The sequence below is a fragment of the Sphingobacterium sp. BN32 genome (genome assembly GCF_030503615.1).
Lineage (GTDB): Bacteria > Bacteroidota > Bacteroidia > Sphingobacteriales > Sphingobacteriaceae > Sphingobacterium.
The window spans coordinates 553,897-577,662 of record NZ_CP129963.1 but is presented as its reverse complement, the minus strand read 5'-3'; the positions used below and the strand labels follow the sequence as shown (position 1 = coordinate 577,662).

20 protein-coding genes and 2 tRNA genes are annotated in these 23,766 nt (G+C 42.9%); 8 read left to right on the top strand and 14 right to left on the bottom strand.

Annotated elements, in window-relative coordinates; translation table 11 throughout:
* Positions 1 to 20: 20 nt before the first annotated feature.
* The 5 genes from QYC40_RS02475 to tilS all read right to left on the bottom strand — a co-directional run bounded on the left by QYC40_RS02475 (position 21) and on the right by tilS (position 3,666).
* Positions 21 to 335 (bottom strand): DUF721 domain-containing protein, encoded by a 315-nt coding sequence (locus QYC40_RS02475; RefSeq protein WP_149527111.1) that lies wholly within the window; start codon positions 333 to 335, stop codon positions 21 to 23.
* Positions 322 to 1,431, bottom strand: coding sequence for a DNA replication/repair protein RecF (locus QYC40_RS02470; protein ID WP_301992213.1), 1,110 nt, complete (start codon positions 1,429 to 1,431; stop codon positions 322 to 324). The genes QYC40_RS02475 and QYC40_RS02470 overlap by 14 nt, the downstream gene beginning before the upstream one ends.
* 36 nt (positions 1,432 to 1,467) lie before the next feature.
* Positions 1,468 to 1,767 (bottom strand): DUF4834 family protein, encoded by a 300-nt coding sequence (locus QYC40_RS02465; protein WP_301992211.1) that lies wholly within the window; start codon positions 1,765 to 1,767, stop codon positions 1,468 to 1,470.
* An 82-nt stretch (positions 1,768 to 1,849) separates the two neighbouring features.
* Complete coding sequence (locus QYC40_RS02460) at positions 1,850 to 2,335, bottom strand: hypothetical protein (protein WP_301992210.1); 486 nt, start codon at positions 2,333 to 2,335, stop codon at positions 1,850 to 1,852.
* A gap of 5 nt (positions 2,336 to 2,340) precedes the next feature.
* Positions 2,341 to 3,666, bottom strand: a complete 1,326-nt coding sequence (tilS, locus tag QYC40_RS02455; protein WP_301992209.1) for a tRNA lysidine(34) synthetase TilS — start codon at positions 3,664 to 3,666, stop codon at positions 2,341 to 2,343.
* A 148-nt stretch (positions 3,667 to 3,814) separates the two neighbouring features.
* On the opposite strand from tilS, the gene QYC40_RS02450 reads away from it, so the two are divergent.
* The gene (locus QYC40_RS02450; protein WP_301992208.1) at positions 3,815 to 6,103 is read left to right on the top strand and encodes an OstA-like protein; all 2,289 of its coding nucleotides are present in this window, start codon (positions 3,815 to 3,817) and stop codon (positions 6,101 to 6,103) included.
* 114 nt (positions 6,104 to 6,217) lie between these two features.
* Here the strand turns inward: QYC40_RS02450 and QYC40_RS02445 are convergent, their stop codons facing one another.
* From QYC40_RS02445 to QYC40_RS02430, 4 genes are all read right to left on the bottom strand, one after another.
* Entirely contained in the window at positions 6,218 to 6,787 is a 570-nt protein-coding gene (locus QYC40_RS02445; RefSeq protein ID WP_301992207.1) for a non-canonical purine NTP diphosphatase, read from the bottom strand.
* 60 nt (positions 6,788 to 6,847) lie between these two features.
* Positions 6,848 to 7,396: a hypothetical protein gene (locus tag QYC40_RS02440; RefSeq protein WP_301992206.1), complete on the bottom strand. Its 549-nt coding sequence runs from the start codon at positions 7,394 to 7,396 to the stop codon at positions 6,848 to 6,850.
* Between the two features lie 29 nt (positions 7,397 to 7,425).
* On the bottom strand, positions 7,426 to 8,406 hold the full coding sequence (locus QYC40_RS02435; protein ID WP_099371506.1) for a deoxyhypusine synthase family protein: 981 nt from the start codon (positions 8,404 to 8,406) through the stop codon (positions 7,426 to 7,428).
* 266 nt (positions 8,407 to 8,672) lie between these two features.
* Positions 8,673 to 9,773 carry a mandelate racemase/muconate lactonizing enzyme family protein gene (locus tag QYC40_RS02430; RefSeq protein ID WP_301992205.1) on the bottom strand — a complete coding sequence of 367 codons (1,101 nt, stop codon included), beginning with the start codon at positions 9,771 to 9,773 and terminating at the stop codon, positions 8,673 to 8,675.
* Positions 9,774 to 9,982: 209 nt separating this feature from the next.
* Between QYC40_RS02430 and gltB the strand changes: the two genes are divergently transcribed.
* The 4 genes from gltB to QYC40_RS02410 all read left to right on the top strand — a co-directional run bounded on the left by gltB (position 9,983) and on the right by QYC40_RS02410 (position 16,942).
* The gene (gene gltB, locus QYC40_RS02425) at positions 9,983 to 14,482 is read left to right on the top strand and encodes a glutamate synthase large subunit (RefSeq protein ID WP_301992204.1); all 4,500 of its coding nucleotides are present in this window, start codon (positions 9,983 to 9,985) and stop codon (positions 14,480 to 14,482) included.
* An 18-nt stretch (positions 14,483 to 14,500) separates the two neighbouring features.
* Positions 14,501 to 15,949 carry a glutamate synthase subunit beta gene (locus tag QYC40_RS02420; RefSeq protein WP_301992203.1) on the top strand — a complete coding sequence of 483 codons (1,449 nt, stop codon included), beginning with the start codon at positions 14,501 to 14,503 and terminating at the stop codon, positions 15,947 to 15,949.
* 217 nt (positions 15,950 to 16,166) lie between these two features.
* Positions 16,167 to 16,361 carry a hypothetical protein gene (locus QYC40_RS02415; RefSeq protein WP_301992202.1) on the top strand — a complete coding sequence of 65 codons (195 nt, stop codon included), beginning with the start codon at positions 16,167 to 16,169 and terminating at the stop codon, positions 16,359 to 16,361.
* Positions 16,337 to 16,942: a hypothetical protein gene (locus QYC40_RS02410; RefSeq protein WP_301992201.1), complete on the top strand. Its 606-nt coding sequence runs from the start codon at positions 16,337 to 16,339 to the stop codon at positions 16,940 to 16,942. The genes QYC40_RS02415 and QYC40_RS02410 overlap by 25 nt, the downstream gene beginning before the upstream one ends.
* Before the next feature lie 375 nt (positions 16,943 to 17,317).
* On the opposite strand, the gene QYC40_RS02405 is transcribed toward QYC40_RS02410, so the two are convergent.
* Positions 17,318 to 17,390, bottom strand: a tRNA-Met gene (locus tag QYC40_RS02405).
* Between the two features lie 49 nt (positions 17,391 to 17,439).
* Positions 17,440 to 17,512: transfer RNA gene (locus QYC40_RS02400), tRNA-Met, on the bottom strand.
* A 113-nt stretch (positions 17,513 to 17,625) separates the two neighbouring features.
* Between QYC40_RS02400 and era the strand changes: the two genes are divergently transcribed.
* Positions 17,626 to 18,504 carry a GTPase Era gene (gene era, locus QYC40_RS02395; RefSeq protein WP_301992200.1) on the top strand — a complete coding sequence of 293 codons (879 nt, stop codon included), beginning with the start codon at positions 17,626 to 17,628 and terminating at the stop codon, positions 18,502 to 18,504.
* Between the two features lie 38 nt (positions 18,505 to 18,542).
* Here the strand turns inward: era and QYC40_RS02390 are convergent, their stop codons facing one another.
* From QYC40_RS02390 to QYC40_RS02380, 3 genes are all read right to left on the bottom strand, one after another.
* Positions 18,543 to 19,844, bottom strand: coding sequence for a cation:proton antiporter (locus tag QYC40_RS02390; protein WP_301992198.1), 1,302 nt, complete (start codon positions 19,842 to 19,844; stop codon positions 18,543 to 18,545).
* A gap of 9 nt (positions 19,845 to 19,853) precedes the next feature.
* Positions 19,854 to 20,333: a cation:proton antiporter regulatory subunit gene (locus QYC40_RS02385; protein ID WP_301992196.1), complete on the bottom strand. Its 480-nt coding sequence runs from the start codon at positions 20,331 to 20,333 to the stop codon at positions 19,854 to 19,856.
* Between the two features lie 70 nt (positions 20,334 to 20,403).
* On the bottom strand, positions 20,404 to 21,186 hold the full coding sequence (locus tag QYC40_RS02380) for an MBL fold metallo-hydrolase (protein ID WP_301992195.1): 783 nt from the start codon (positions 21,184 to 21,186) through the stop codon (positions 20,404 to 20,406).
* Between the two features lie 115 nt (positions 21,187 to 21,301).
* On the opposite strand from QYC40_RS02380, the gene recJ reads away from it, so the two are divergent.
* Entirely contained in the window at positions 21,302 to 23,002 is a 1,701-nt protein-coding gene (gene recJ, locus QYC40_RS02375) for a single-stranded-DNA-specific exonuclease RecJ (protein WP_301992193.1), read from the top strand.
* 29 nt (positions 23,003 to 23,031) lie between these two features.
* The gene (lptB, locus tag QYC40_RS02370) at positions 23,032 to 23,766 is read left to right on the top strand and encodes an LPS export ABC transporter ATP-binding protein (RefSeq protein ID WP_301992192.1); all 735 of its coding nucleotides are present in this window, start codon (positions 23,032 to 23,034) and stop codon (positions 23,764 to 23,766) included.

Sequence of the window (23,766 nt, the reverse complement as noted above, 5' to 3'; positions counted from 1 at the left end):
GAAAAACAGTGTAAAAAGAACTAAAGGATAACGAATTCTTCGATCACGACCTGACCAACATATTCATTAACACGCCCTATAATCTGACGACGCATAATGGCTAGCTCATTCTTGATAACTGCAGACTCCACTTTGACAAACAACTTTCTATCGCGAATATAAATCTGTTGGGTTCGGTTGGCGATTGCTGAGCCTATTAACTCGGGCCAGGCTGAAATAATAGAAGTTTCGTCGAATTTACGGCGCAGACGATATACATCAAGTAACTTATCTACGGCTTGTTTAATCGTGATATCGTCACTTCGTCTAAATGCATCGTCGCTATATTTCGCCATGAACCTGTCCTCCTTCTACTTCAAAGATACGAATAGGTTTTTCAATTTCTTTAAAAATACGCTCGATTCTTGAGGAATCCGTATCCGTGAGAAAAATCTGTCCGAACTCATCCTCTGATACCAATTGCATCAGCTTCTTCGTGCGATGATCATCCAATTTATCGAAGATATCATCCAATAATAATAGTGGTTTAAAATGCTTTTTATTCTTTAAGAAAGAATACTGGGCAAGCTTCAGTGCAATTAAGAAGGACTTCTGCTGCCCCTGAGAACCAAACTTCTTCAATGGCATGCCTTCATGTATACTGAATAGCAAATCATCTTTGTGGATACCCACAGTAGTGCGCTCCAGTGCACGATCTTTGTCCAGTTGGGTATTTAGAAGATGGAGAAAATCATTGCTCAGCAACTGGGACTCATAGACGAGGTTGACTTGTTCGGCATCTTCGGATAGAAATTGATAATACCGCTGGAACTCGGGAAGGAAAGCTTCCATAAACTCTCGTCGTCTTGCAAATATCCGCTCGCCACTTTCCACCAATTGCAGATTGAGAACCTCCAACAGACCCACGTCAAAAACACCTGTTTCCCTGATGTTCTTCAACACGGTATTTCGCTGTAACAAGATTCTATTGTAGTTGATTAGATAGTCCAAATAATGGTTATCTGTTTGGGAGATGACATTATCGATAAACTTGCGGCGCTCTTCGCTGCCATCCATGATAATAAACGAATCATTGGGTGATATCATCACCAATGGGAATTGTCCGATATGATCTGCCAAGCGACCATATTCTTTTTTATTCTTTTTGAACTGTTTCTTTTGGTTCCGCTTTAGGCTACAAGAAACCTGATCGGCCATCAGCTCTCTATCGAACTCACCCTGCACCATAAACCAATCTTCACCCTTTTTAATATGTTGAGAATCAATAGGATTGAAATAGGATTTACAGAGCGAAAGATAGTGTATAGCATCTAGAAGATTCGTCTTCCCCGCTCCGTTCTGTCCTGTAAAGGCATTCGTATCAGGAAGAAAATCTAAGGTAGATTCCGTATAGTTTTTAAAATTTAGTACCGAAAGGTGTTTAAGCCACATAGCAACACAAAGATAGGCTTTTTATGTTGCTCTATCTTATTTTACCTCTTCAAAATCAATGAACTCACCCGCAGTAGCAGTACCCTTTTTGGGAGCTTGCTTTGGAGGAGTAAACTCAACTTTTACTTTTCCATCATTACGTGTCTCACGTTGATTGTATTCTCTAAATGCATCCCCGTACGACTGTTGAAATGGGCCTTCATTAGCATACTGTTGCTGTTTATTCATCAAACGCTCTGTCAGCTTACGCATAAAGAACGGCATCAGCAAACGCATACCAAACTTAAAAAGGTAATAAAATAAAATAATGGATATAAGGAAATAGATAAATGTCATTTTTAATGCTTTTTACCAAATTTAAAAAAATATTGGTTTCAAACTAAATTCTATTGTCAGGCAAATATCAGTTAACAAAATTTTAGGATTTGCCTCTAGCCACTTCAATCGCGTTCAATAGCTCTTGGGGATGCTGTGAACCAATCACATATATCAGCCCATCACGATCAGTTAACCAGATAGCATCCTTGCCCCCGGAATAAAAACGGATTTTACCATTCTTATGTAAGTTGTATACAGGATTGTTGAAGATGAAGCTGGAATAGCGTCTCTTTTCCACTTTGACGATTGAGCTCAAATCAATTTTAACCACAGACGTTGTCCATAAGCCACTCAGCAATACATGCGTTGGAAAAACCTTGGTTCTATAACTGATCATGTAAAGCATAATAATGGACACAATTAAGATGCCTCCACCGACAATAAAGAATAACTGTCGTGAGAGCATATGCTCTAAATTGATATAATAGGCAATGAAGCAGAACAAGGCGAGGATCAAACGAACACTGATCCATGTCATATCTCTGCCTAAATATTGCTTCTCTTTAAAAAGTAATTGTTCCTCCATACTTCCTATTTGTACACTAAAGTAAGTACTTTCTTTGTATTTTCAGTCACTTTGTAGCGATTATCTAGACGATGGTTGATAATCCAAACGATCTCTCCATTTCCATTCAGCAATATCGCTACACGCTCTTTTTCGAAGCGATTTATTTTTTGCTGAATAAAGAAATCACTCAGCTTTTTTCGTCCGATCATGCCAAATGGAACAAAGACATCACCTTCGCGCCAATTCCTGATCACTAAAGGGTAAATTAAAAGCTCGGCATCCACGTCGACCTGATGTTTTTCCTTATTGCGGTAATCAATACTCCCCGGTTGCAAGGCCAATTCCGCATTTCCAAGATCGACAACCTTAGTTCCCTGTTCAATTTTGATTTCTAGCTTTCCAACGCTTGCTCTTGGCCGGAGAATGAGCTTATCGCGATCCAATAGCAGCTCGTGGCTACTGGATTGAAATACTTGCCCCATCTCTCTATCCAAGCAATCTTGCAAATCAATCAGAATCTCTCTGTTGAAATCATAAGGCTTAAAAAGTTCAAACAAAAGATAGCTGTCGCTAATATGAGGTGCCAATGCCGCCTTGTTTATGAGAATGCGATTTTCTTCTTTCTGAAAAACCTGCTCACGAATAGCATTGACCTGCTTTTTAATAAAGCTGTAACTATCCTCAAAATGCTTGATATTCTGAATCATGATAGCTTTAAATTCGGGCTGGATTTCCTCAAACTTCGGGATAATCTCCAAGCGAACTTTGTTCCTTGCATATTTAGTCGAAAAGTTTGACTGATCGTCCCGATACGGAACATTATACTCAGCTACCGTTTTCTCCACCTCCTCTGCCGTTAAGCAGAGCAATGGTCGAACGATATCCTCGCGCCGAGGCGATATACCAAGTAAACCTTGCAAGCCTGTAGAACGCGTCAAATTCAATAAGGCTGTTTCTATATGGTCATTCAGATGCTGGGCTATGCAGATGACTGTACAGCCCTCTGCAAGCTTCAGTTCCTCAAACCAGGCGTAGCGTAACGTCCTGGCGGCCATTTGAATTGATTCCTTATGCTTTTTAGCATATTTCTCAGTATCGAAACGCTTTACGAAGAAAGGGTAACCAAGTTCTTCAGCATACTGTCGAACAAGTGCCTCATCCAGATCAGATTCCTCCGCACGCAACTGGAAATTACAATGTGCAACAATGCACTGATAGCCTAAATCGTGAAATAAGCAAGCCATCAACATCGAGTCCTTACCCCCGCTCACGGCCAACAAAACCTTGTCTGCCGTAGACAGCAGTTGCTTCTCTTTGATAAAGCTTTTTAACTTATTGATGGTCGCCATATTTCAAAAATACGCAATCCATTTCTTGAGCGCTAATTTCTTCACTGAAATTGGTCTGCTTTTCGCTAATATCTACAATATGTTGATTTGTAGATTAAAATTTAGCCTTTAACAATTTTTTGCTAATTATTTATATATTTTTGCGCTTGTGAGGTACCTATTTATTCTTCTAACGCTTCTGTGCTGTGTTTCCGGCTATGGACAAGCAACACTTACGCCTGCCCCAACCGGCAGCGAAATGCGTTTATTATCCTCTTCGAGCAGTAGATTTATCAATCAAAAAATATTACGCAGTTACCATCCTGTCTACGAGCATAAGGGCTCGACACTCTCTGCTGATAGCGGGGATTTGTATAAAGACGATATCGGACGTGAATTCTTTGAAGCTCATGGTAATATCGTAATAACACAGACCTCCGGATCGGTGATCTATGGAACTCACTTACACTACGATGCGGCTTCACAGCAAGCCGTGTTGACCAAGAATGTACGTATGGTCGATGGCCAAACCACCCTTACGACAAATTACCTCACCTACAACATGCGTAGCCAACGTGGAACATACCGCAATGGTGGCCGTATTGAAGGTCAGGGTGACACCATCACTTCGCAAAACGCTTATTATTTCGAAACCTCCAAAGACGCCTACTTCAATAATAAAGTAGTCGTAAGATCGCCGAACGTCATCATCTATACCGATACCATGCAGTATAATACCATGTATAGAGATGCCTTCTTTTTCGGTCCAACGAATATCAAAGGCCGTAAAGGAGAAAACCTCTACACCGAAAAAGGAACTTATAATACCGCATTTGGGATTGCCAAATTCAATAAAAACAACCTTTATACCGAAGGCAGTCGCTTTTTAAAAGGCGATAGTCTGTTCTATGACCGCAACAAAGGAATTGGCGAAGCCTTCCGCAATGTCGTATTTGTGGACACGCTTGATAAATTCTATTCGAATGGAGGTTATGGAAAATATATCGAAGCGGACCAATCTATCTTGATGACGGACAAGCCTTTAGTCAAATACGTCATTCAGAATGACACCTCAAAACAAGAAGCCGACTCACTAAATACAGACAGCTTACAGGCCAATAAGAACCTTTCGAAACGAGAAATCAGAAAACTCGAAAAAGAAAAGGAGAAAGAACTCAAGGCGCAAGAGAAACAACTGAAGGAAGTCGATGTTAAGAATACGGCTGACTCTACAGAAAACAAGGTCGTCGTCCCGACGAAAGAGCCTCCTAAAGTTGATACGGCCTACATGACCGCAGACACACTTTATTCCAAGGTGATTTTTGTAAGAGACTATAAACCCTTAGACCTTAAACTTGACCGCAACGGCGGACAGATTGAGGAATCTACAGAGGTAGACTATGGCGATGTGGATGACTCAACCTCTTTCGATGATACCGACAGCCTTAGTATCGGCGATCCGATTCTAGAAAAGAATCTAGAAACCGCGGAACCGAAAATCCTCAAGAAAACAGAAACTGTTAAGCCGGCTGCAGCTCCGAAGAAGGCGCCTGCAAAAGCAAAAGTGCCCGACTCGCTGAACATCGAAGTCACGACAAAAGCCGACAGCGTCCTACGAAAGAAAGCCGGAATGCCAACAGGAACAGAACACGATGATTTACTGTCGGATGCACTGAAAACCGCTCAAACCGCGGACACTTTATTAAAGGATTCCACACAGATCTTTGCCGATACTGCGAGAACCCGTATCGTCCGGGCAAACTATAATGTTAGGGTATTCAAATCGGATCTACAAGCCGTGGCAGACTCCGTTTATTACGGCATGGTCGACTCCATGTTCCGTTTTATGGGCAAGCCGATGATCTGGTCTGACGGGTCTCAAATTTCCGCAGACACCATTTTTATGCAGATCAAGAATGGCAAGATGGATAATGCGCTCTTAAAACAGAATGCTTTTATGGTGAATGCTGTCCTTGATACGCTCAAGTTCAATCAGCTTAAAGGCAGAAAGATTACGGCATTTTTTGCTAATAATGCTATCGAGCGTCTGTTTGTCGATGGCAATGCTGAAAATCTAGTCTTCTCGACAAACGATAAGACCAATACCATCACGGAGATGTTCCATGACCGAAGCAGTCGGATTAAAATCACCATGGAGAACAATAAGATTATCGATTATGTTTCGATTCGAAAGATCGATCAGAAAATTTATCCATTCAAATTAGTCACGCAAGAACTCGAAGTGCTTCCCGGGTTCCAATGGAAACCCGAAGATCGGCCCAAGTCTGTTGAGGATATGCTAAATAGAAAGCGGGCCGGTCAATCCCTCATTTCTGAACCGGACGAAGCCGACGAAAAGGAAGAAAAGAATGGGGAAGCAAAACAGGAAACAAAAGCAATAGAAGCAACGAAAGCCAAACAGGCGGAAGAGATATTGGAAAAAGCAACCGAAAATTAACGGTTGCTTTTTATTTTTCCGAAGATCTTGTTCTTCTCTTTCTTTTTCATCCCCATCCAAGAAAAGCAACATTGCGAACAACGCGCTTTAAAAAAAGCTATTCTCAGCCTTTGGCTAGCTTTTCAAAAATGCAACTAGCTTAGCAATAGCTTGCGCTCGGTGGCTAATTTTGTTTTTCGCCTCCATGCTCATCTCAGCGAAGGTATGTTCATAACCCTGAGGGATAAAAATAGGATCATAGCCAAAGCCTTCTGTCCCAATTCGCTCTTTAATAATGCTTCCCTCAACCGTGCCTTCGAAAAAGTGCTGCTCGCCATTTATGAAGAGTGAAATTACGGTCTTAAAACGCGCTGTTCTCTGTTCAGTGTCGCCCAATCGCCCTAGCACCAAGTCTATATTTTTTTCCATATCGCGAGAACCAGAGTAACGTGCGGAGTAAACGCCAGGCTCACCATTCAGAGCGTCGATTTCTAGCCCTGAATCATCTCCAAAGCAGTTCACCCCATATTTGGCAACCAGATAGTCCGTCTTTTGTTTAGCATTCTCTTGAAAGGTAACTCCAGTTTCGGGGATATCATCCTCGCAGCCGATATCTGCCAATGATTTAAGCGTGAATTGCTCCCCCACCATCTGTTGAACCTCTTCCAGTTTATGTGCGTTGTTTGTCGCGAATATTAATTCCATAGTCTATCAATAATTGCCAAAAATAGCAATATGCAAAGGGAATAACAGAAAAAACAAAAATTAAGAGCCTATAAAGGTTTTGAATTCGCCCCAGAAGAGTTTCTTCTTCTGTACATCGGCAAACATCTCTTCAAAACTGAAGGTATTGAATACTGTAGCAATCTTACCTTTCATGTAAGAGTTATGTGCGATTGTAGGAAGCTTCAGCGAAGTAGGTTCGACACCCAGCAAGGTAATCTTCTTTGGTTGAAAGAACTTCATGATACGGGTCCAATCGTTCGGGTTATGCGGATTGGCCAAATTCACAACGGCAACATTGCTTGCATTGAGTTGCAAGGCGCCGATGGTTTTTAAGAACGCCTCCTCTGCTGCTGGCGAGAAGTACGGATAGTCAGGATATCGAAGGATAAAAAGTACTCCTGTCGATTTATCGCCCTGAAAAATAAATTCCTCAGCTGCTGTTTCAGTAGCAGCCTGAGGAATATCTTGATTAGGATTGCTATGGATCGAACCGCCAGGCAATGCGGTCTCCTCGCCCATCGTAAAGATGGTCTCAGACATTAATGCCTGCAAGGCCGCTACATTATCTGTGGTTAAATTCGATCCCAATGTATAATCCTATTATTCTGTAAAAAATCTTATTGACCTAATACCCAAGCAAAGATCAACGGAGCAACGATTGTTGCATCAGATTCAACGATAAATTTAGGAGACTCTGTATCTAGTTTACCCCAAGTAATTTTCTCATTTGGAACTGCTCCCGAGTAAGAACCGTAAGAAGTAGTCGAATCCGAGATTTGGCAGAAATATGACCAGAAAGGAACATCATGCCATTCTAAATCTTGGTACATCATTGGGACAACACAGATAGGGAAGTCACCAGCGATACCACCACCAATTTGGAAGAATCCTACACCTTTACCACCTGAGTTCGCACGGTACCATTCTGTTAAGTAAATCATGTACTCAATACCCGTTTTAACGGTATGTACATTTAACTCTCCTTTGATAACGTATGATGCGAAGATATTACCGGTGGTTGAATCTTCCCATCCTGGACAGATGATTGGAATATTCTTTTCTGCCGCTGCAAGGATCCATGAGTTTTTAGGATCGATTTCATAGTATTGCTCTAGATCACCAGATAATACTACTTTGTATAAAAATTCGTGTGGGAAGTAACGCTCGCCTGCTGCTTCTGCGTCTTTCCAAGCTTTTTCTAAGTGCGATTGTAAACGTCTGAAAGCCTCTTCTTCAGGAATACAAGTATCCGTTACACGGTTGTAGTGGTTTTCTAACAATTCCCACTCGTCCTGAGGAGTTAAGTCACGGTAGTTAGGAACACGCTTGTAGTGTGAGTGTGCTACTAAATTCATCACGTCTTCTTCCAAATTCGCTCCAGTACAAGAAATGATAGCGACTTTATCTTGACGGATCATTTCAGCTAATGAAATACCCAATTCAGCAGTACTCATTGCTCCTGCTAAAGAAACCAACATTTTACCACCTTCAGCAAGGTGCGTTTCATATCCTTTTGCCGCGTCTACTAAAGAAGCCGCGTTAAAATGAAGATAATTCTTCTCGATAAATTGAGAGATAGGTCCGCGTTGTGTGCTCATGTTTTTTTATATCTGATATTGGGGACAAAGGTACTGATTTATTCCCTAAACAGTCCAAGCCTAACGATTTACTTTCTACGTAGCAATTTTTTGAAAATATAAGCGAAAAACGCCAGTATAATAACCAAAATGGCCAATATGAGGATCTCCGGCAAGCCTAGACTCCAAGTATCATTATTTAACATAGGATATTTTATTTATTGAAATTTTATATCTGTCAATCTTTGATGATGCAATTTTATTAGATTGTCTCCAGTCGAATGTTTTTAAGAGATTACCCATTTATCACAAGTCTCCAAAAATGCGGGATCCATATCTGCTGCAATTCCTAAGCCCTCTCCAATATGAATCTGATAACCATCATATTGAATTCCACCAATCACGGGATCTTCTAGATGCCCGACCATGCAGGTATCCAGATCAAAAAACTTCACGTTTGGCGCAGCATACGCAAAATGTGCTTTGGCAGCCAATGCCAAGCGGCTTTCCAACATCCCCCCGATCATACATGGGATATTGTATTCCTGTGCTACAGCTTGAATTTTCAGCGACTCTGTAATCCCCGATGATTTAGAAAACTTGATATTGATATAATCACAACTATCCGTACGGCATAAACGCTCCGCATCATGATGATTATAAACCGATTCATCAGCCATAATAGGCACTATAGTTTCACTACGCAATTGAGCTAGCAAATGATCATTGTAAGTACGCATCGGTTGCTCACAGAACTGTATTTTAAGCGGCTCTAAACCTTGTAATGCTTCCACTGCCTCTTCATACGTCCAGCCCTGATTGGCATCGATACGAATCGGAATATCAAAACCCACCGCTTGTCGAATCGCTTTGATTCGCGCAACATCATCCTGAGGTTTCTTCCCAAGCTTTACTTTTAATGCAACGGCTCCGCCCTCATATAGTTTCAACGCTTTGTCAGCCATTTCTTCCGGAGAAGCAATTCCTAACGTGATATCCGTAACGATATCACGGACTTTACCGCCTAGGAACTGATAAAGAGGTAGCCCGGCAGCCTTTGCCGCCAAGTCATATAAAGCCATATCAAAAGCCGATTTGATCGTCGCGTTGCCCGCAATATATAAATGCAGCTCCGCCATCCGTTCTGCTATCTGTAAAGGATCTTTGCCTAACCATATTTTCGCAAAATCTTTCGCCAACGCAATACAGGTATTTTGCGTCTCCCCAACAATCATTGGAAATGCAGAACATTCCCCAACACCGAAGTGCTCACTATCCGTTCTTACACGAATAAAAGTATTCTGGGCGTAATCCATTGTCCCTGTGGCAATCACAAAGGGCTCCATCGGAATACTAAGTCTATAGATTTCAATTTCGGTTATGGTCATGACTTCGTTTGTTATATCGCCAAATTTAGCGAATGATATTCCATTTTTACAATAGTTTAGCGAATCAAATACAATTTCAATAATAAAAACGGATTATTTTATATTATACTCAACGTTTTCGTTTATTTTTTATTAGTTTTTCAATAAACTGTTAATTTTATTCGTATATTAGCAAACCTATTGTTAAAATATAAAATATTCACAACACGATGCAGCAAGAAGGACTATACAATCCAGCGTTTGAACACGATGCCTGTGGGGTAGGTTTTGTAGCCCATATAAAAGGACAAAAATCACATCGACAAGTGCAAGATGCACTAACAATGTTAGAGAACATGGAGCACCGCGGGGCATGCGGATGCGACCCAGAGTCGGGAGACGGTGCGGGTATCATGATTCAATTACCACATGAATTTCTTTGGGAAGAGTGTATTAATTTGGGCATTCAACTACAGGAACCGGGCTATTATGGTGTCGGTATGTTGTTCCTTCCAAAGGAAGCGGAAATGAATGCGATCTGCCGTCAGGTAATCGCCGAAGCTGCAGCCGAACGAAACATGGAGCTATTGGGCTACCGACCTGTATCGGTGGACCGTGCCGGGATCGGCCCGACAGCCTTGAGTGCAGAACCAGAAATCGTGCAGTTCTTTATTTCAAGACCCGAGGGCGTAGGTAACACCGAAGAATTTGAACGGAAATTATATGTACTACGACGCTTAATTATCCAGAAAATCAAAACTCACCAAGCCTACCCTCTACCACTTTATATTGCCTCACTTTCTTGCAAAACAATAGTCTACAAAGGTCAGTTGACCACTTACCAAGTAGGTTCTTACTTTAAAGATTTACATGATCCGCGTGTGGTATCCGCTTTCGGCCTGGTGCACTCGCGTTTCTCAACCAATACATTCCCATCTTGGTCACTCGCGCAACCTTTCCGCATGATTGCTCATAATGGCGAAATCAATACCTTGACCGGAAACTTAAACTGGTTCTACGCAGGTGTCCGTGCGCTTTCATCTCCATATTTTACCGATGAGGAGATGGAGATCTTGTTGCCGGTCGTTGACCGCGGACAATCGGATTCTGCCTGTTTAGATAACGTTGTTGAATTATTGTTGCACAGTGGCAGAAGCCTTCCACATGTGATGCTGATGCTCGTGCCGGAAGCTTGGGATGGAAATGATCAGATGGATCCCTTGAAAAAGGCGTTTTATGAGTATCATGCAACCTTAATGGAGCCATGGGACGGCCCTGCTGCACTTTGTTTTACCGATGGCAATATAATCGGTGCGACACTAGATCGCAACGGCCTTCGTCCGCTACGCTATGCCATCACCAACGACGATCGCGTTGTTGTAGCATCGGAGGCAGGCGCCTTGCCAATCGATGAAGCTACCATCATTAAAAAAGGAAGACAACAGCCTGGTAAAATATTCGTCGTGGATATGGAGGCCGGAAAGATTCGTTCAGATGAAGAGGTGAAAGGCGCTTTAGTTCGCCAGCAACCCTATGGAGAATGGATCAATAATTATAAAATCAAATTAGAAGAGCTAGCAGAGCCACGCGTTACATTCACATACCTATCCAAAGAATCGGTATTTAAGTATCAGCAATCCTTCGGTTATTCTCGCGAGGATATCGAGACCATCCTTACACCGATGGCTTTAACAGGCTATGAGCCAATCGGTTCTATGGGTACAGATGTGCCTTTGGCCGTCTTATCCGACCAGCCGCAACATATATCCAGCTATTTTAAGCAGTTCTTCGCACAGGTGACCAATCCACCAATCGACCCTATTCGCGAGCGTTTAGTGATGAGCTTAGCGACCTTTATTGGAAATGCGGGCAACATACTGATTGAGGATAAAAAATTCTGCCACTGTGTAACCTTAGAGCATCCTATACTTACTTCAAGCGAACTCGAGAAACTACGTTCCATTGATACAGGGGTTTTCCAAGCGAAAACTATACAAAGTTATTTTCGTGCCGATGGCAAGTCAGGTTCTTTAGAAGCCGGTCTTGAAAGACTTTGCCGCTATGCCGACGATGCTGTAAGGGACGGATTCGAAGTTATTATCCTGTCGGATCGAGCAATCGACTCGCAGCACTGCGCGATCCCTTCCCTACTTGCTGTGTCTGCGGTTCATCACCATTTGATCAAAACTGGAAACCGCGGTGCGGTTGGATTAGTTGTCGAAGCGGGTGATGCGTGGGAAGTTCACCATTTCGCTTGTCTATTGGCTTTCGGCGCTACGGCGATTAACCCTTATATGGCCTTGGCTAGCATCCGTACTATGCGCGAGCAAGGGCAACTAGATACCGATTTAACCTGGGATGATCTAAAGAAAAACTATGTTAAAGCGGTTTGCAATGGTTTATTGAAGATTTTCTCGAAGATGGGTATCTCCACCTTGCAATCCTACCATGGCGCCCAAATCTTCGAAGTGTTGGGTATTGACTCTTCTGTTGTCGATAAGTACTTCTGCGGCGCTGTTTCACGCATTGGAGGATTGACGCTAGACGATATCGCCAAAGAAGCGCTTGCAAAACACTGGCGCGGATTTGAGCATAGCCGCGTGACGCCGACTTTACTTCCTGAGGGTGGCTTATACCAATGGAAACGTCGTGGCGAAGGACACCTGTGGAACCCACAAACCGTGCATTTACTTCAACAAGCCTGTCGCACAGATAGCTTTGAGACCTATAAGAAATACGCGAGCTTAATCAACAACCAAAAAGAGCATATGTTCACACTTCGTGGCCTGTTGGAGTTCGCCAAACATCGCACGCCAATTTCTATCGATCAGGTAGAACCGGCAAGCGATATCATGAAAAGATTTGCAACCGGTGCCATGTCTTTCGGCTCCATCTCCCATGAGGCACACAGCACCTTGGCTATCGCCATGAACCGCATCGGCGGTAAATCAAACACTGGAGAAGGTGGTGAAGACGAGATCCGATACGCGAAATTACCAAATGGCGATTCCATGCGTTCTGCCATTAAACAGGTGGCTTCGGCACGCTTTGGTGTGACCTCAAACTACCTGACCCAGGCCGATGAAATACAGATCAAAATGGCACAGGGGGCTAAACCAGGAGAAGGAGGACAATTACCAGGACATAAAGTGGATGATTGGATCGCAAAAGTAAGGCACTCCACTCCAGGAGTGGGTTTAATTTCTCCACCTCCGCACCACGATATTTATTCTATCGAAGATTTAGCACAGCTAATTTTCGATTTGAAAAATGCTAATAGAGACGCCCGTATCAACGTAAAACTGGTTTCCAAGGCCGGCGTTGGTACCATTGCCGCAGGTGTGGCAAAGGCGCATGCTGACGTAATCCTAATCGCTGGTTATGACGGGGGGACTGGTGCTTCCCCCATCAGCTCTATCAAGCATGCAGGCCTCCCTTGGGAACTCGGACTCGCTGAAGCACATCAAACCTTAGTGCAAAATAAACTCCGTAGCCGTGTCGTATTGCAGGCTGACGGGCAAATGAAAACCGGTAGAGATTTAGTTATCGCAACGCTCTTAGGGGCTGAAGAATGGGGCGTAGCAACAGCAGCATTAGTGGCGGGGGGATGTATTATGATGCGCAAGTGTCACCTCAATACCTGCCCTGTAGGCGTAGCAACACAAGATCCCGAATTGAGAAAACTGTTCTCCGGAAAACCGGAAGATGTGGTGAACTTATTTAGATTCCTTGCCGAAGAGATGCGCGAAATTATGGCGCAGTTAGGATTCCGAACCATCAATGAAATGGTCGGTAGAGCGCAATTCTTAAAGAAAAGAGAAGATCTACCACATTGGAAAGCCTCCAAAATTGATTTCTCTGGAATCCTACATGTGGCGGCAAACGCTAGTGGACAAACCCTTTACAATACAGAAGAACAGGACCACGGCATGAGCATGATATTAGACTGGGGATTACTTACCCAAGCAAAACCCGCGTTGGAAAGCAAAACACCGGTGTTCGGAACCTTCCATGTGAAGAATACGGATAGAACCATTGGTACTCTGCTATCCAATGAGATTTCAAAAATATATGGGTCGGAAGGTCTGCCTGACAACAGCATCAACTTTAAATTTAAAGGATCCGCTGGTCAATCTTTCGGCGCATTCAACACCAAAGGAATCTCCTTTGAGTTGGAGGGCGAAGCGAATGATTACGTCGGCAAAGGTTTATCTGGTGCGCAATTGGCAATTTACCCTGCTGCTGAAAGCAATTTAGTACCTGATGAGAACATCATCATTGGTAATGTCGCGCTCTATGGAGCAACCTCGGGACACCTATTTATTAATGGTCGTGCAGGTGAGCGCTTCGCTGTTCGAAACTCCGGAGCAACAGCGGTCGTAGAGGGTATCGGAGACCATGGCTGTGAGTATATGACAGGTGGAAGAGCGCTTATCCTTGGCGAAACAGGTAGAAATTTCGCTGCCGGAATGAGCGGTGGTATCGCATGGGTATACGACTTAAATGGCAATTTCCGCGAAAATTGCAATAAAGAAATGGTCGACCTTGATCCATTGGAAGCAGAAGATGAAACGGAAATCATCAACCTGCTGAAGAAACATATATTACTAACGAAGAGCGAAAGAGCGAATACCATCCTTACGAACTGGGCATCGGAAAAGAGCAAGTTCATCAAGGTATTCCCAAGAGAGTATAAACAAGTTATTCAAGTAAAGTTAGTAATAGCATAATCAAGGAGGAAAATTATCATGGGAAAAGCAACAGGATTTTTAGAATATGAAAGAACGCTTCCTCAGAAAGATGCTGTGGAAAGCAGAAAACAGAATTATCAAGAGTTCGTCCAGTCTTACACGGATGAACAATTAAATAATCAGGCAGCGCGCTGTATGAATTGTGGAATACCATTCTGCCATTCAGGATGTCCACTAGGAAATGTAATTCCGGAATTCAACGATGCTGTTTATGATGGTAAATGGGAGGAAGCCTATCAAATTCTTTCCTCCACCAACAACTTCCCGGAGTTTACCGGCCGTATATGCCCTGCTCCCTGCGAGTCAGCATGTGTACTAGGGATCAACAAATCGCCGGTTGCCATTGAGGAAATCGAGAAACATATCATCGAAATCGCCTATAAGAAAGGCTATGTACAACCGAATAAGAGCTACTTAAAAACCGGAAAACGCGTAGCCGTAGTTGGATCAGGACCATCAGGTTTGGCCGCAGCGGCGCAGCTCAACAAAGCGGGACATGATGTAGTCGTGTATGAACGTGATGACAAGGTGGGCGGATTATTACGATACGGCATCCCTGATTTCAAGCTAGACAAGTCGGTCATTGATCGCCGAATCGAAATCATGGAGCAGTCGGGTATAGAATTCAGAACCAATGCCGAAGTTGGCAACAATGTGCCGGCACAGGAGCTAAAAGCATATGATGCTATTGTTCTTGCTGGAGGGTCTACTATACCTCGCGACCTGAAGATTCCTGGTCGCGAACTGAAGGGAGTACATTATGCAATGGACTTCTTAAAGCAACAGAACAAAAGAGTCGGCAACTCGCCTATTGAAGTGGAAGAGATTCACGCGGCAGGCAAAAACGTACTGGTTATTGGAGGTGGAGATACGGGCTCCGACTGTGTGGGAACTTCCAACCGACATGGCGCAGTATCCGTAACACAGTTTGAACTAATGCCAACGCCGCCACAGTCGCGAACTGACGCCATGCCATGGCCGACTTACCCGATGCTATTAAAAACTACAACCTCGCACGAGGAAGGCTGTCAAAGACATTGGAGTATCAGCACCAAAGAGTTCTTAGGCGATGAAAATGGAAACCTCCGTGCCGCAAAAGTGGTAGACTTAAGCTGGGAAACTGACGAGAATGGACGTCCTACGAAATTTGCCGAAGTGGAAGGCTCTGAACGTGAAATCCCCTGCGAACTTGTAACATTAGCCATGGGATTCCTGAACCCACAACACGAAGGCTTATTACAACAACTAGGCGTCGATCTTGACCCTAGAGGCAATGTTCTTGCCAGCGAAGCAGAATATAAAACAAACCTCAGCAACGTATTCACCGCCGGCGATATGCGTAGAGGACAGTCCCTAGTGGTATGGGCAATCTCCGAAGGCCGCGAATGCGCCCGAAAAGTAGATGAGTTTTTGATGGGGAAATCGGAACTAGATATTAGAGGTTAGATTAGATATTAGAATTAGATATTAGAGTATGGCGCCGCTTAGGCGCCTTTTTTGTATAGTTGCTTTTTTTATTGGCGTTTAGTCTTTGAACCAGGAAAGGAAGGATGCAAGGATTGGCAGGATCGGCTGGAAAGGAAGGTGGGTTAAATCTGTAACACGCTAAATATTAGGCTTTAAATCGATATTTTCATATATTTGTTGTATAATATTTTAGATCATGAAGAACAATAAAGTGAATAGGAAAGAAATTGATACAAATTCTTTTGTTGCGATTCTAAAAAAGTATAAGAAGAAGGTATCAAAAACCGAGGAGTCTTCGAAGATTTTTTTGACTAAAGTGGGAATTATTGATAAGAACGGAAATCTGGATAAAAATTATAAAAGTCTATGTATTCCGCAGGAACAGGAATAGTATATGGTTTTCACGGATGTGACCGGTCTATTGCTGAAAAGATAATAAACCAAAAATTAACACTCAAAAATAGCAAAAATGAATATGACTGGCTCGGAAATGGCATGTATTTTTGGGAAAACAGTCCTTCGCGAGCACTTGAGTATGCTGAGAACTTAAAGGCAAATCCTAGGCAAGCGAAACATCCTATTAAAGATCCGTGTGTAATAGGGGCTATTATTCATCTAGGCAATTGCTTGGACCTACTGGATTATGAAAACCTTAAAATCTTAAAAGCAGGTTTTGAGCTTTTAAAAGCTACAACGGACAAACTCCCTAAAAATATTGCTATTGGAAAACTGAATGAACTAATGGTTCGCAAATTGGATTGCGCAGTAATACAAACGATACATCAAGTGCGGAGAGAAGAGTTGTTAAGGGAGTTTGATAGCGTGCGAGGTGTTTTCTGGGAAGGCGCTGAGTTGTACCCTAACGCGGGATTTCGTGAGAAAGACCATATCCAGCTATGTATCAGGAATCCAAATTGCATAAAGGGGTATTTCTATCCTAGAAAAGTAAATACGGATTATTACGAGTTGTAAGTTCATCTCAGTGGTACCACAAGCATTGTGACAACTGTTTTTCCTGAAAGTGTCTGTTTCCAAAACCTAATAAGAACCTACTCCTAGTTGCTGTTTAAATGGAAACATGAAAGGTTTTCTTGAACGACGAAAGAAATAATAGTCAGTACTTAGTCTTAGGACCCATGACGAAACATCCTGCTCATCCTTGCATCCTTCCTTTCTTGGTTCAAGACACCCCCCTTCCTTTCCTACTTCAAAAACTTAGTCGCCAATAAAAACTAAAACAACTATACAAAAAAGGCACCTATGCGGCGCTATACTCTAATATTTTATATCTCACATCTAATATCTAATAAAAAAAGGTTCCAATCTTTCGATTGAAACCTTAAATAGTAGCGGGGACCAGACTCGAACTGATGACCTTCGGGTTATGAGCCCGACGAGCTACCAACTGCTCCACCCCGCAATATATTTTTGAATGTCTTTGGATTAAGCCTCGCGCTTAATCCATTTAGTAGCGGGGACCAGACTCGAACTGATGACCTTCGGGTTATGAGCCCGACGAGCTACCAACTGCTCCACCCCGCAATATATTTTATGAAATCTGACCTCGTTGCGTCGTAGATGCAGATTATATTATCTCCGAATTGGAGCACAAAGATATTATTTGTTTCTTTGTAAAACAAATAAAAAAGAAAATAATGTCGCATAAAGCTGGATTCGTAAGTATAATAGGGAAACCTAACGCGGGTAAATCTACCCTAATGAACGCGTTAGTGGGAGAAAAGATGTCAATTATCACGCCGAAGGCACAAACTACCAGACACCGAATTATCGGAATTGTCAACGATGAAAACCATCAAATTGTCTTTTCAGACACCCCCGGAGTGATCAAACCGAACTATTCCTTACAAGAATCGATGATGAATTTCGTAATGGGATCCATTATCGACGCCGACATTCTTTTATTTGTTACAGACATCAACGAAAAATACGATGAAAACGACGTTTTAGAAAAACTTCGTAATACCAACTCACCCGTTGCAGTGGTCATCAACAAGGTTGATAAATCCAGCGAAGAAGAAGTTAAAGCGAAGATTGAATTCTGGAAAGAGAAAATCAATCCCGATGTTATCTTCCCGATCTCTGCTTTATTAGGCTACAACGTTGAGTCTGTTATGGCATACATCAAAGAAAAATTACCGGAGCATGCGGCCTACTACGAAAAAGATGAATTGACCGATAAATCTATGCGTTTCTTTGTTTCAGAGATTATTCGTGAAAAAGTATTCAAATTATACGACAAAGAGATTCCATACAGTACCGAAGTAATCATCACTTCTTTTAAAGAAGAGCCAAAGATTACGCGCATTGCTGCAGAAATTATTGTAGAGCGTGACTCTCAAAAGAACATCATTATCGGTAAAGCCGGTGCGATGATTAAAAAGGTAGGAACCTACGCTCGCCAGGATATTGAAGAATTTATCGGAGGAAAAGTATTCTTAGAAATGTTCGTCAAAGTATTGCCGGATTGGCGAAGCAAGAAAAACTACCTGAAACGTTTCGGATACGACGATTAAGACATTCGCGAAACGCGAAATTAAGATAAACAGGAAACCTACGATTCCTGCACAGCAGCTTCTAAGTCGCTAAGCTTTTTCTTAGCCCGCTTAGGAGCTTCTTTTTGTCCCGACAGCTTATTCCATATATTTCTGGATTCCTTCGTTAGAAGCGGCGAAACGATTGATAAGATCAACACATAGACCACCACGAAGGATTGTATCACCGGCAATAGCTTACCTGCCTTACCGATGTTTGCCATAATGATGGAAAACTCACCACGCGCCGATAAAGTAAATCCGATATCGACCGAGTTCTTAGGCTTCAAATTGGAGAACCGAGTTGCAAAATAACCCGATGCGACATTGCCGATAATGGTGATCAAAGCCGCAAATGCTGCCCAGCCGACCGCACCACCTAAAGAATACATATCAATAGAAAGCCCAAAGCTAAAGAAGAACATGGCACCAAAGAAATCTTTAAATGGCAATACCATCCCCTCAATCTTCTTCAAATACTTGGAATCCGCAAATACCAACCCCGCCATTAGTGCCCCAATGGCTTCAGCGACATGGATAGTTTCCGAAAAACCCGCAATCGTGAATAGCAAGCTGAAGATGATCAGAATGAACAATTCAGAAGATTTCTCCTGTAGTATCTTATCAATAAATGGAATCAGTTTTCTCCCGAGAATGAGGAAAGTCAGTATAAAACCTAGTGCTAATAGTGAGGTACCGGCTACAGCCCAAAACGAACTGCTTCCTGTCAGGATTAAACCGGATAGGAAAGAGATATGCATCGCTATGAAAAGATCATCGAACATGATCATCCCCATGATTACCTCTGTTTCCGGATTGGCAGTACGCTTCAGATCGGTTAACACCTTCGCGACAATTGCTGTGGAAGAACTAGTCATAATACCGCAGAGTACCATGGTCTCCTTGAAAGGCAAGTCCATCATCCAGCCGACTAAAAGGCCGGACACAAAGTTTAAAGCCACATAAAAGCTCCCGCCAGCCACAATGGACTTCCCAGACTTGATCAATCGGCCAACTGAAAACTCCAAGCCCAAATAAAACAGCAAGAACAACACCCCTAGCCTACCCATAAAATCAATGAAAGGTTTACTTTCAGTAAAAGTAAAGAACTTCCAAACCGAGTTGACCGCTTGGGTAAAACCCTCATTTCCGATACGCGCCAATCCATCGGCAACAAAACCTGGATAGGACTCATTGCCCAAGACCATACCTATTACAATAAAAAAGGGAATAACTGAAAAACGAAGTCTGTTGGCGAGCAGGCCAACAAGGGCTACTAGTAAAACGGCAATTCCAATTTCAATAATAATGGTATTAGGCATAGGCGAATATTACAGAAGGATTTCTTTTAAAAGTTTGATATTTTTTAGCTTACCAGCGATTACTAGTGTCGCTCCAGGTTGGATAATGTATTCTGGACCTGGGTTAATAATGGTTTCATCCTCGCGAATAGCGGCAATGATTGACGCTCCGGTACGCTGTCGTACTTCCAGTTCTCCGATGCTTTTGTTGACTCCATCATTCGATGACTCTACTTTATACCATTCTATACGCAAATCGTCTAAAGCAACTTCAATCGTTTCAAGTGCTTTCGGCTTATAGGACAATCCCCCTAAAATACCCGCTACCTGTCTAGATTCCTCATCGGACAAAGTCATTACACAGTGGGTTTCGTTGTCTTCATCTTCGTGGCGATACAACTCGCGACGACCATCATCATGAATAACCACAACCATATTGTCACCTGCTTCGGTCTCAATCTGGTATTTCTTCCCAATGCCTATTAGATCACTTTCTCTAACTATCGACATGTTAACTTTCTATTTAAATAAAACTTAAGTTTCTAAAAATACGGCTCACCCAAATATAAGAATTCTCCTTTTATTTCGTGGCATCGATGATCTTGTATGTTCCATCTTCGCGCTGCTCGGGACGCCCGATAGCAATGCTTTTCGAATGATAGAACAAGAATACCCAGCCTTCTGGCGCACCAGCCGCCCAGTATTCCTCGCGTAATTGCTTCGCACGACGACCATCGTAATCATACTTTGCAATAAAGTTGCGGAAAATCTCCTCAGGCTCCGGCAATTCATCCCCACCGAAGAAGAAATGCTCCTCACCGGTTCCGATATGGAACACCTGATGAAACTCCGAGTGTCCCCCTGAAAGCTCATAACGGATCTCATCATTTAAACGACCATCACCATTAACAAACAATAGATTCCCACTACGCTGCAACACTTCAAAAACATCGGTACGATAGGAAGGCGACTCCGTGCTGAAAGCGGCTTCCCACTCCTGCTCCTGAATTACATATTCGGCATTCGGAAAAGCTACTCGCTTCGTCCCATCTTTAAAATCAACCATCCCATTGGCATGATCCTTATGCAAGTGCGACATCAATACATAACGTACGTCTTCGATATCAAAACCCAGCTTTTTGATGTTCGCGTGAATCATCAATTCATCATCATCTGTACGACGGCCGAGCCCGGTATCTAACAAAACTAAACCCGCTTTGGTCTCTACCAAAAAAGGGTGAACATGGATGAATAAAGAGCCCGGACGATCCTTCGGATCGTCTTTTTTCGGATCAAACGGAATGAATTTCTTGGATTTATCTACAGAATAAGAGCCCTCGTAAAGGGAATATGCGCTAACCATATCTATTTATTTGTTTACTTGCGAGTTAAGTAAGTGTGCCCACATATAGCCCCCCTCCTATTAGGTTAGTAGCGCTATAAAATGTATATTTACACGTTAAAATTAATGCAAAGATATGCAAAAAAGGTGGGTGCTGAAACCAAAAAAAGATGTCGGAAAGATTAATAAATTGAGGGATGAGTTGGGCGTCAATAGTATTATTGCAGAGTTATTATTAAATCGCGACGTTGAAACTTTTGAGCAGGCACGCATTTTTTTTAGACCATCTTTAGACTATCTGCACGACCCGTTCCTGATGAAAGGGATGGATATAGCAATTGCCCGTATCGAGAAAGCAATCGGCAATAATGAAAAGATCCTGATTTATGGTGACTATGACGTGGACGGTACAACCGCCGTAGCTGTCGTCTATAGTTTTTTCCGCGATTTCCATTCCAGAATCGAATATTACATCCCCGACCGTTACAAAGAGGGGTATGGAATCTCGACCGCTGGAATTGATTACGCCCATGACAACGGATTTTCGCTTATTATTGCACTAGACTGCGGTATCAAGGCCAACGATAAGATTGCTTATGCAAATTCCAAGAACATTGACTTTATCATTGGCGACCACCACCTACCGGGTGATGAACTCCCTGAGGCAGTCGCTGTTCTTGACCCGAAGCGTTCCGATTGCTCATACCCTTACAAAGAGCTTTCAGGCTGTGGTATCGGATTTAAAATCATACAGGCGTTTATAAAGCAGAACAGCATGGATATGGAGCTTGCCTATCAGTACCTGGATCTCGTAGCGGTAAGTATAGCTTCCGATATTGTCCCCATTACCGGCGAAAACCGCATTCTTGCACATTACGGCTTAATTAAGCTCAATGGCAATGCGAGCTGCGGATTACAAGCATTAATCAACCTATCGTCGCACAAAACAGGACAGTTCTCCGTTAATGATATCGTTTTTCAGATAGGCCCACGCATCAATGCTGCCGGGCGAATTGACCACGCGAAAGACGCTGTACAGCTATTGATCGCAAAATCCCTGTCGGATGCGAAGGAGTTTTCCGTCAATATCGACGACCAGAACAATGTTCGCAAAGATTTCGACCTGCGCATTACGGAAGAAGCATTATCCATTTTGGATAATGACGTATTGCAACACAGCAAGAAAACAACCGTTCTCTATAAATCAGATTGGCATAAGGGCGTCATTGGTATCGTCGCATCGCGTCTGACGGAGCGTTATTACCGCCCGACGATTATCTTAACGGAAACCAACGGACATATTGCCGGATCGGCGCGATCTGTGATAGGTTTTGACTTATATGAAGCCTTGAGCGAATGCAGCGATCTACTAGATCAATACGGTGGGCACAAGTATGCTGCCGGACTCACCATGCAACATAGCAACGTTGCCTTATTCCAGGAGCGTTTCGAAGAAGTTGTCAGCAAAACAATCAAACCAGAGATGTTGCAACAGGAGGTTCTTATCGAAAAAGACATCAACCTGATTGACATTGACAGTAAGTTCTACCGCATATTGAAGCAGTTTGAGCCCTTCGGCCCACAAAACGAAGCGCCAATTTTCATGACCAAGCGCGTAACGGCGGCAGCTACGGCTTATATCGTCGGCTCTACGCATCTTAAGTTCAGCGTAAAGCAAGAAGATTCCTACGCCTTCGAATGTATTGGCTTCGGTCTTGGCGAGCATGTCAATGCAATAAATGAAGGAAAGCCATTCGATATATGCTATTGCATAGAGGAAAATAACTGGCGCGGCAAGAAGAATTTGCAATTAAATATTAAAGCAATTCGATTTTAAAAATATATTTGCAAGGAAAGGTTAAGCCCATGATTCTTAAAGCAGAACATCTAATCAAGAAATATAAGCAACGTACTGTTGTTAACGACGTATCATTCTATGTGGAACAAGGAGAAATTGTAGGATTGCTTGGCCCCAATGGTGCCGGAAAAACAACTTCTTTCTATATGATCGTGGGATTGATTAAACCCAATGAGGGCAACGTCTATTTAGATGATCTAGAAATTACGGACGACCCGATGTATCGTCGCGCTCAACGCGGAATCGGTTATCTCGCTCAGGAGGCCTCTGTCTTTAGGAAGTTATCCGTAGAGAATAATATCCTTTCGGTACTCGAGATACACTACCCGAATAAAGCAGAACGTAAAGAAAAACTGGAAGAGCTATTAACGGAATTTAGTCTGCACCGTGTTCGCAAGAACCGAGGCGACCTATTGTCCGGAGGTGAAAGACGCCGTACTGAGATTGCACGCGCGCTTGCGGCAAACCCGCATTTTATCCTTTTAGATGAACCCTTTGCCGGCGTAGACCCCATTGCGGTGGAGGAAATCCAAACCATCGTGGCTAAACTTAAAACACGCAACATCGGAATCCTAATTACCGACCACAACGTACAGGAAACCTTATCCATTACCGATCGTGCTTATTTGTTGACGGAAGGAAAGATCATGTTGACAGGAACACCCGAGGAAATCGCCAATAATGAGCTTGCACGCAAGTTTTATCTAGGTCGACATTTTGAATTAAGACGTAAAAAGTTTTAA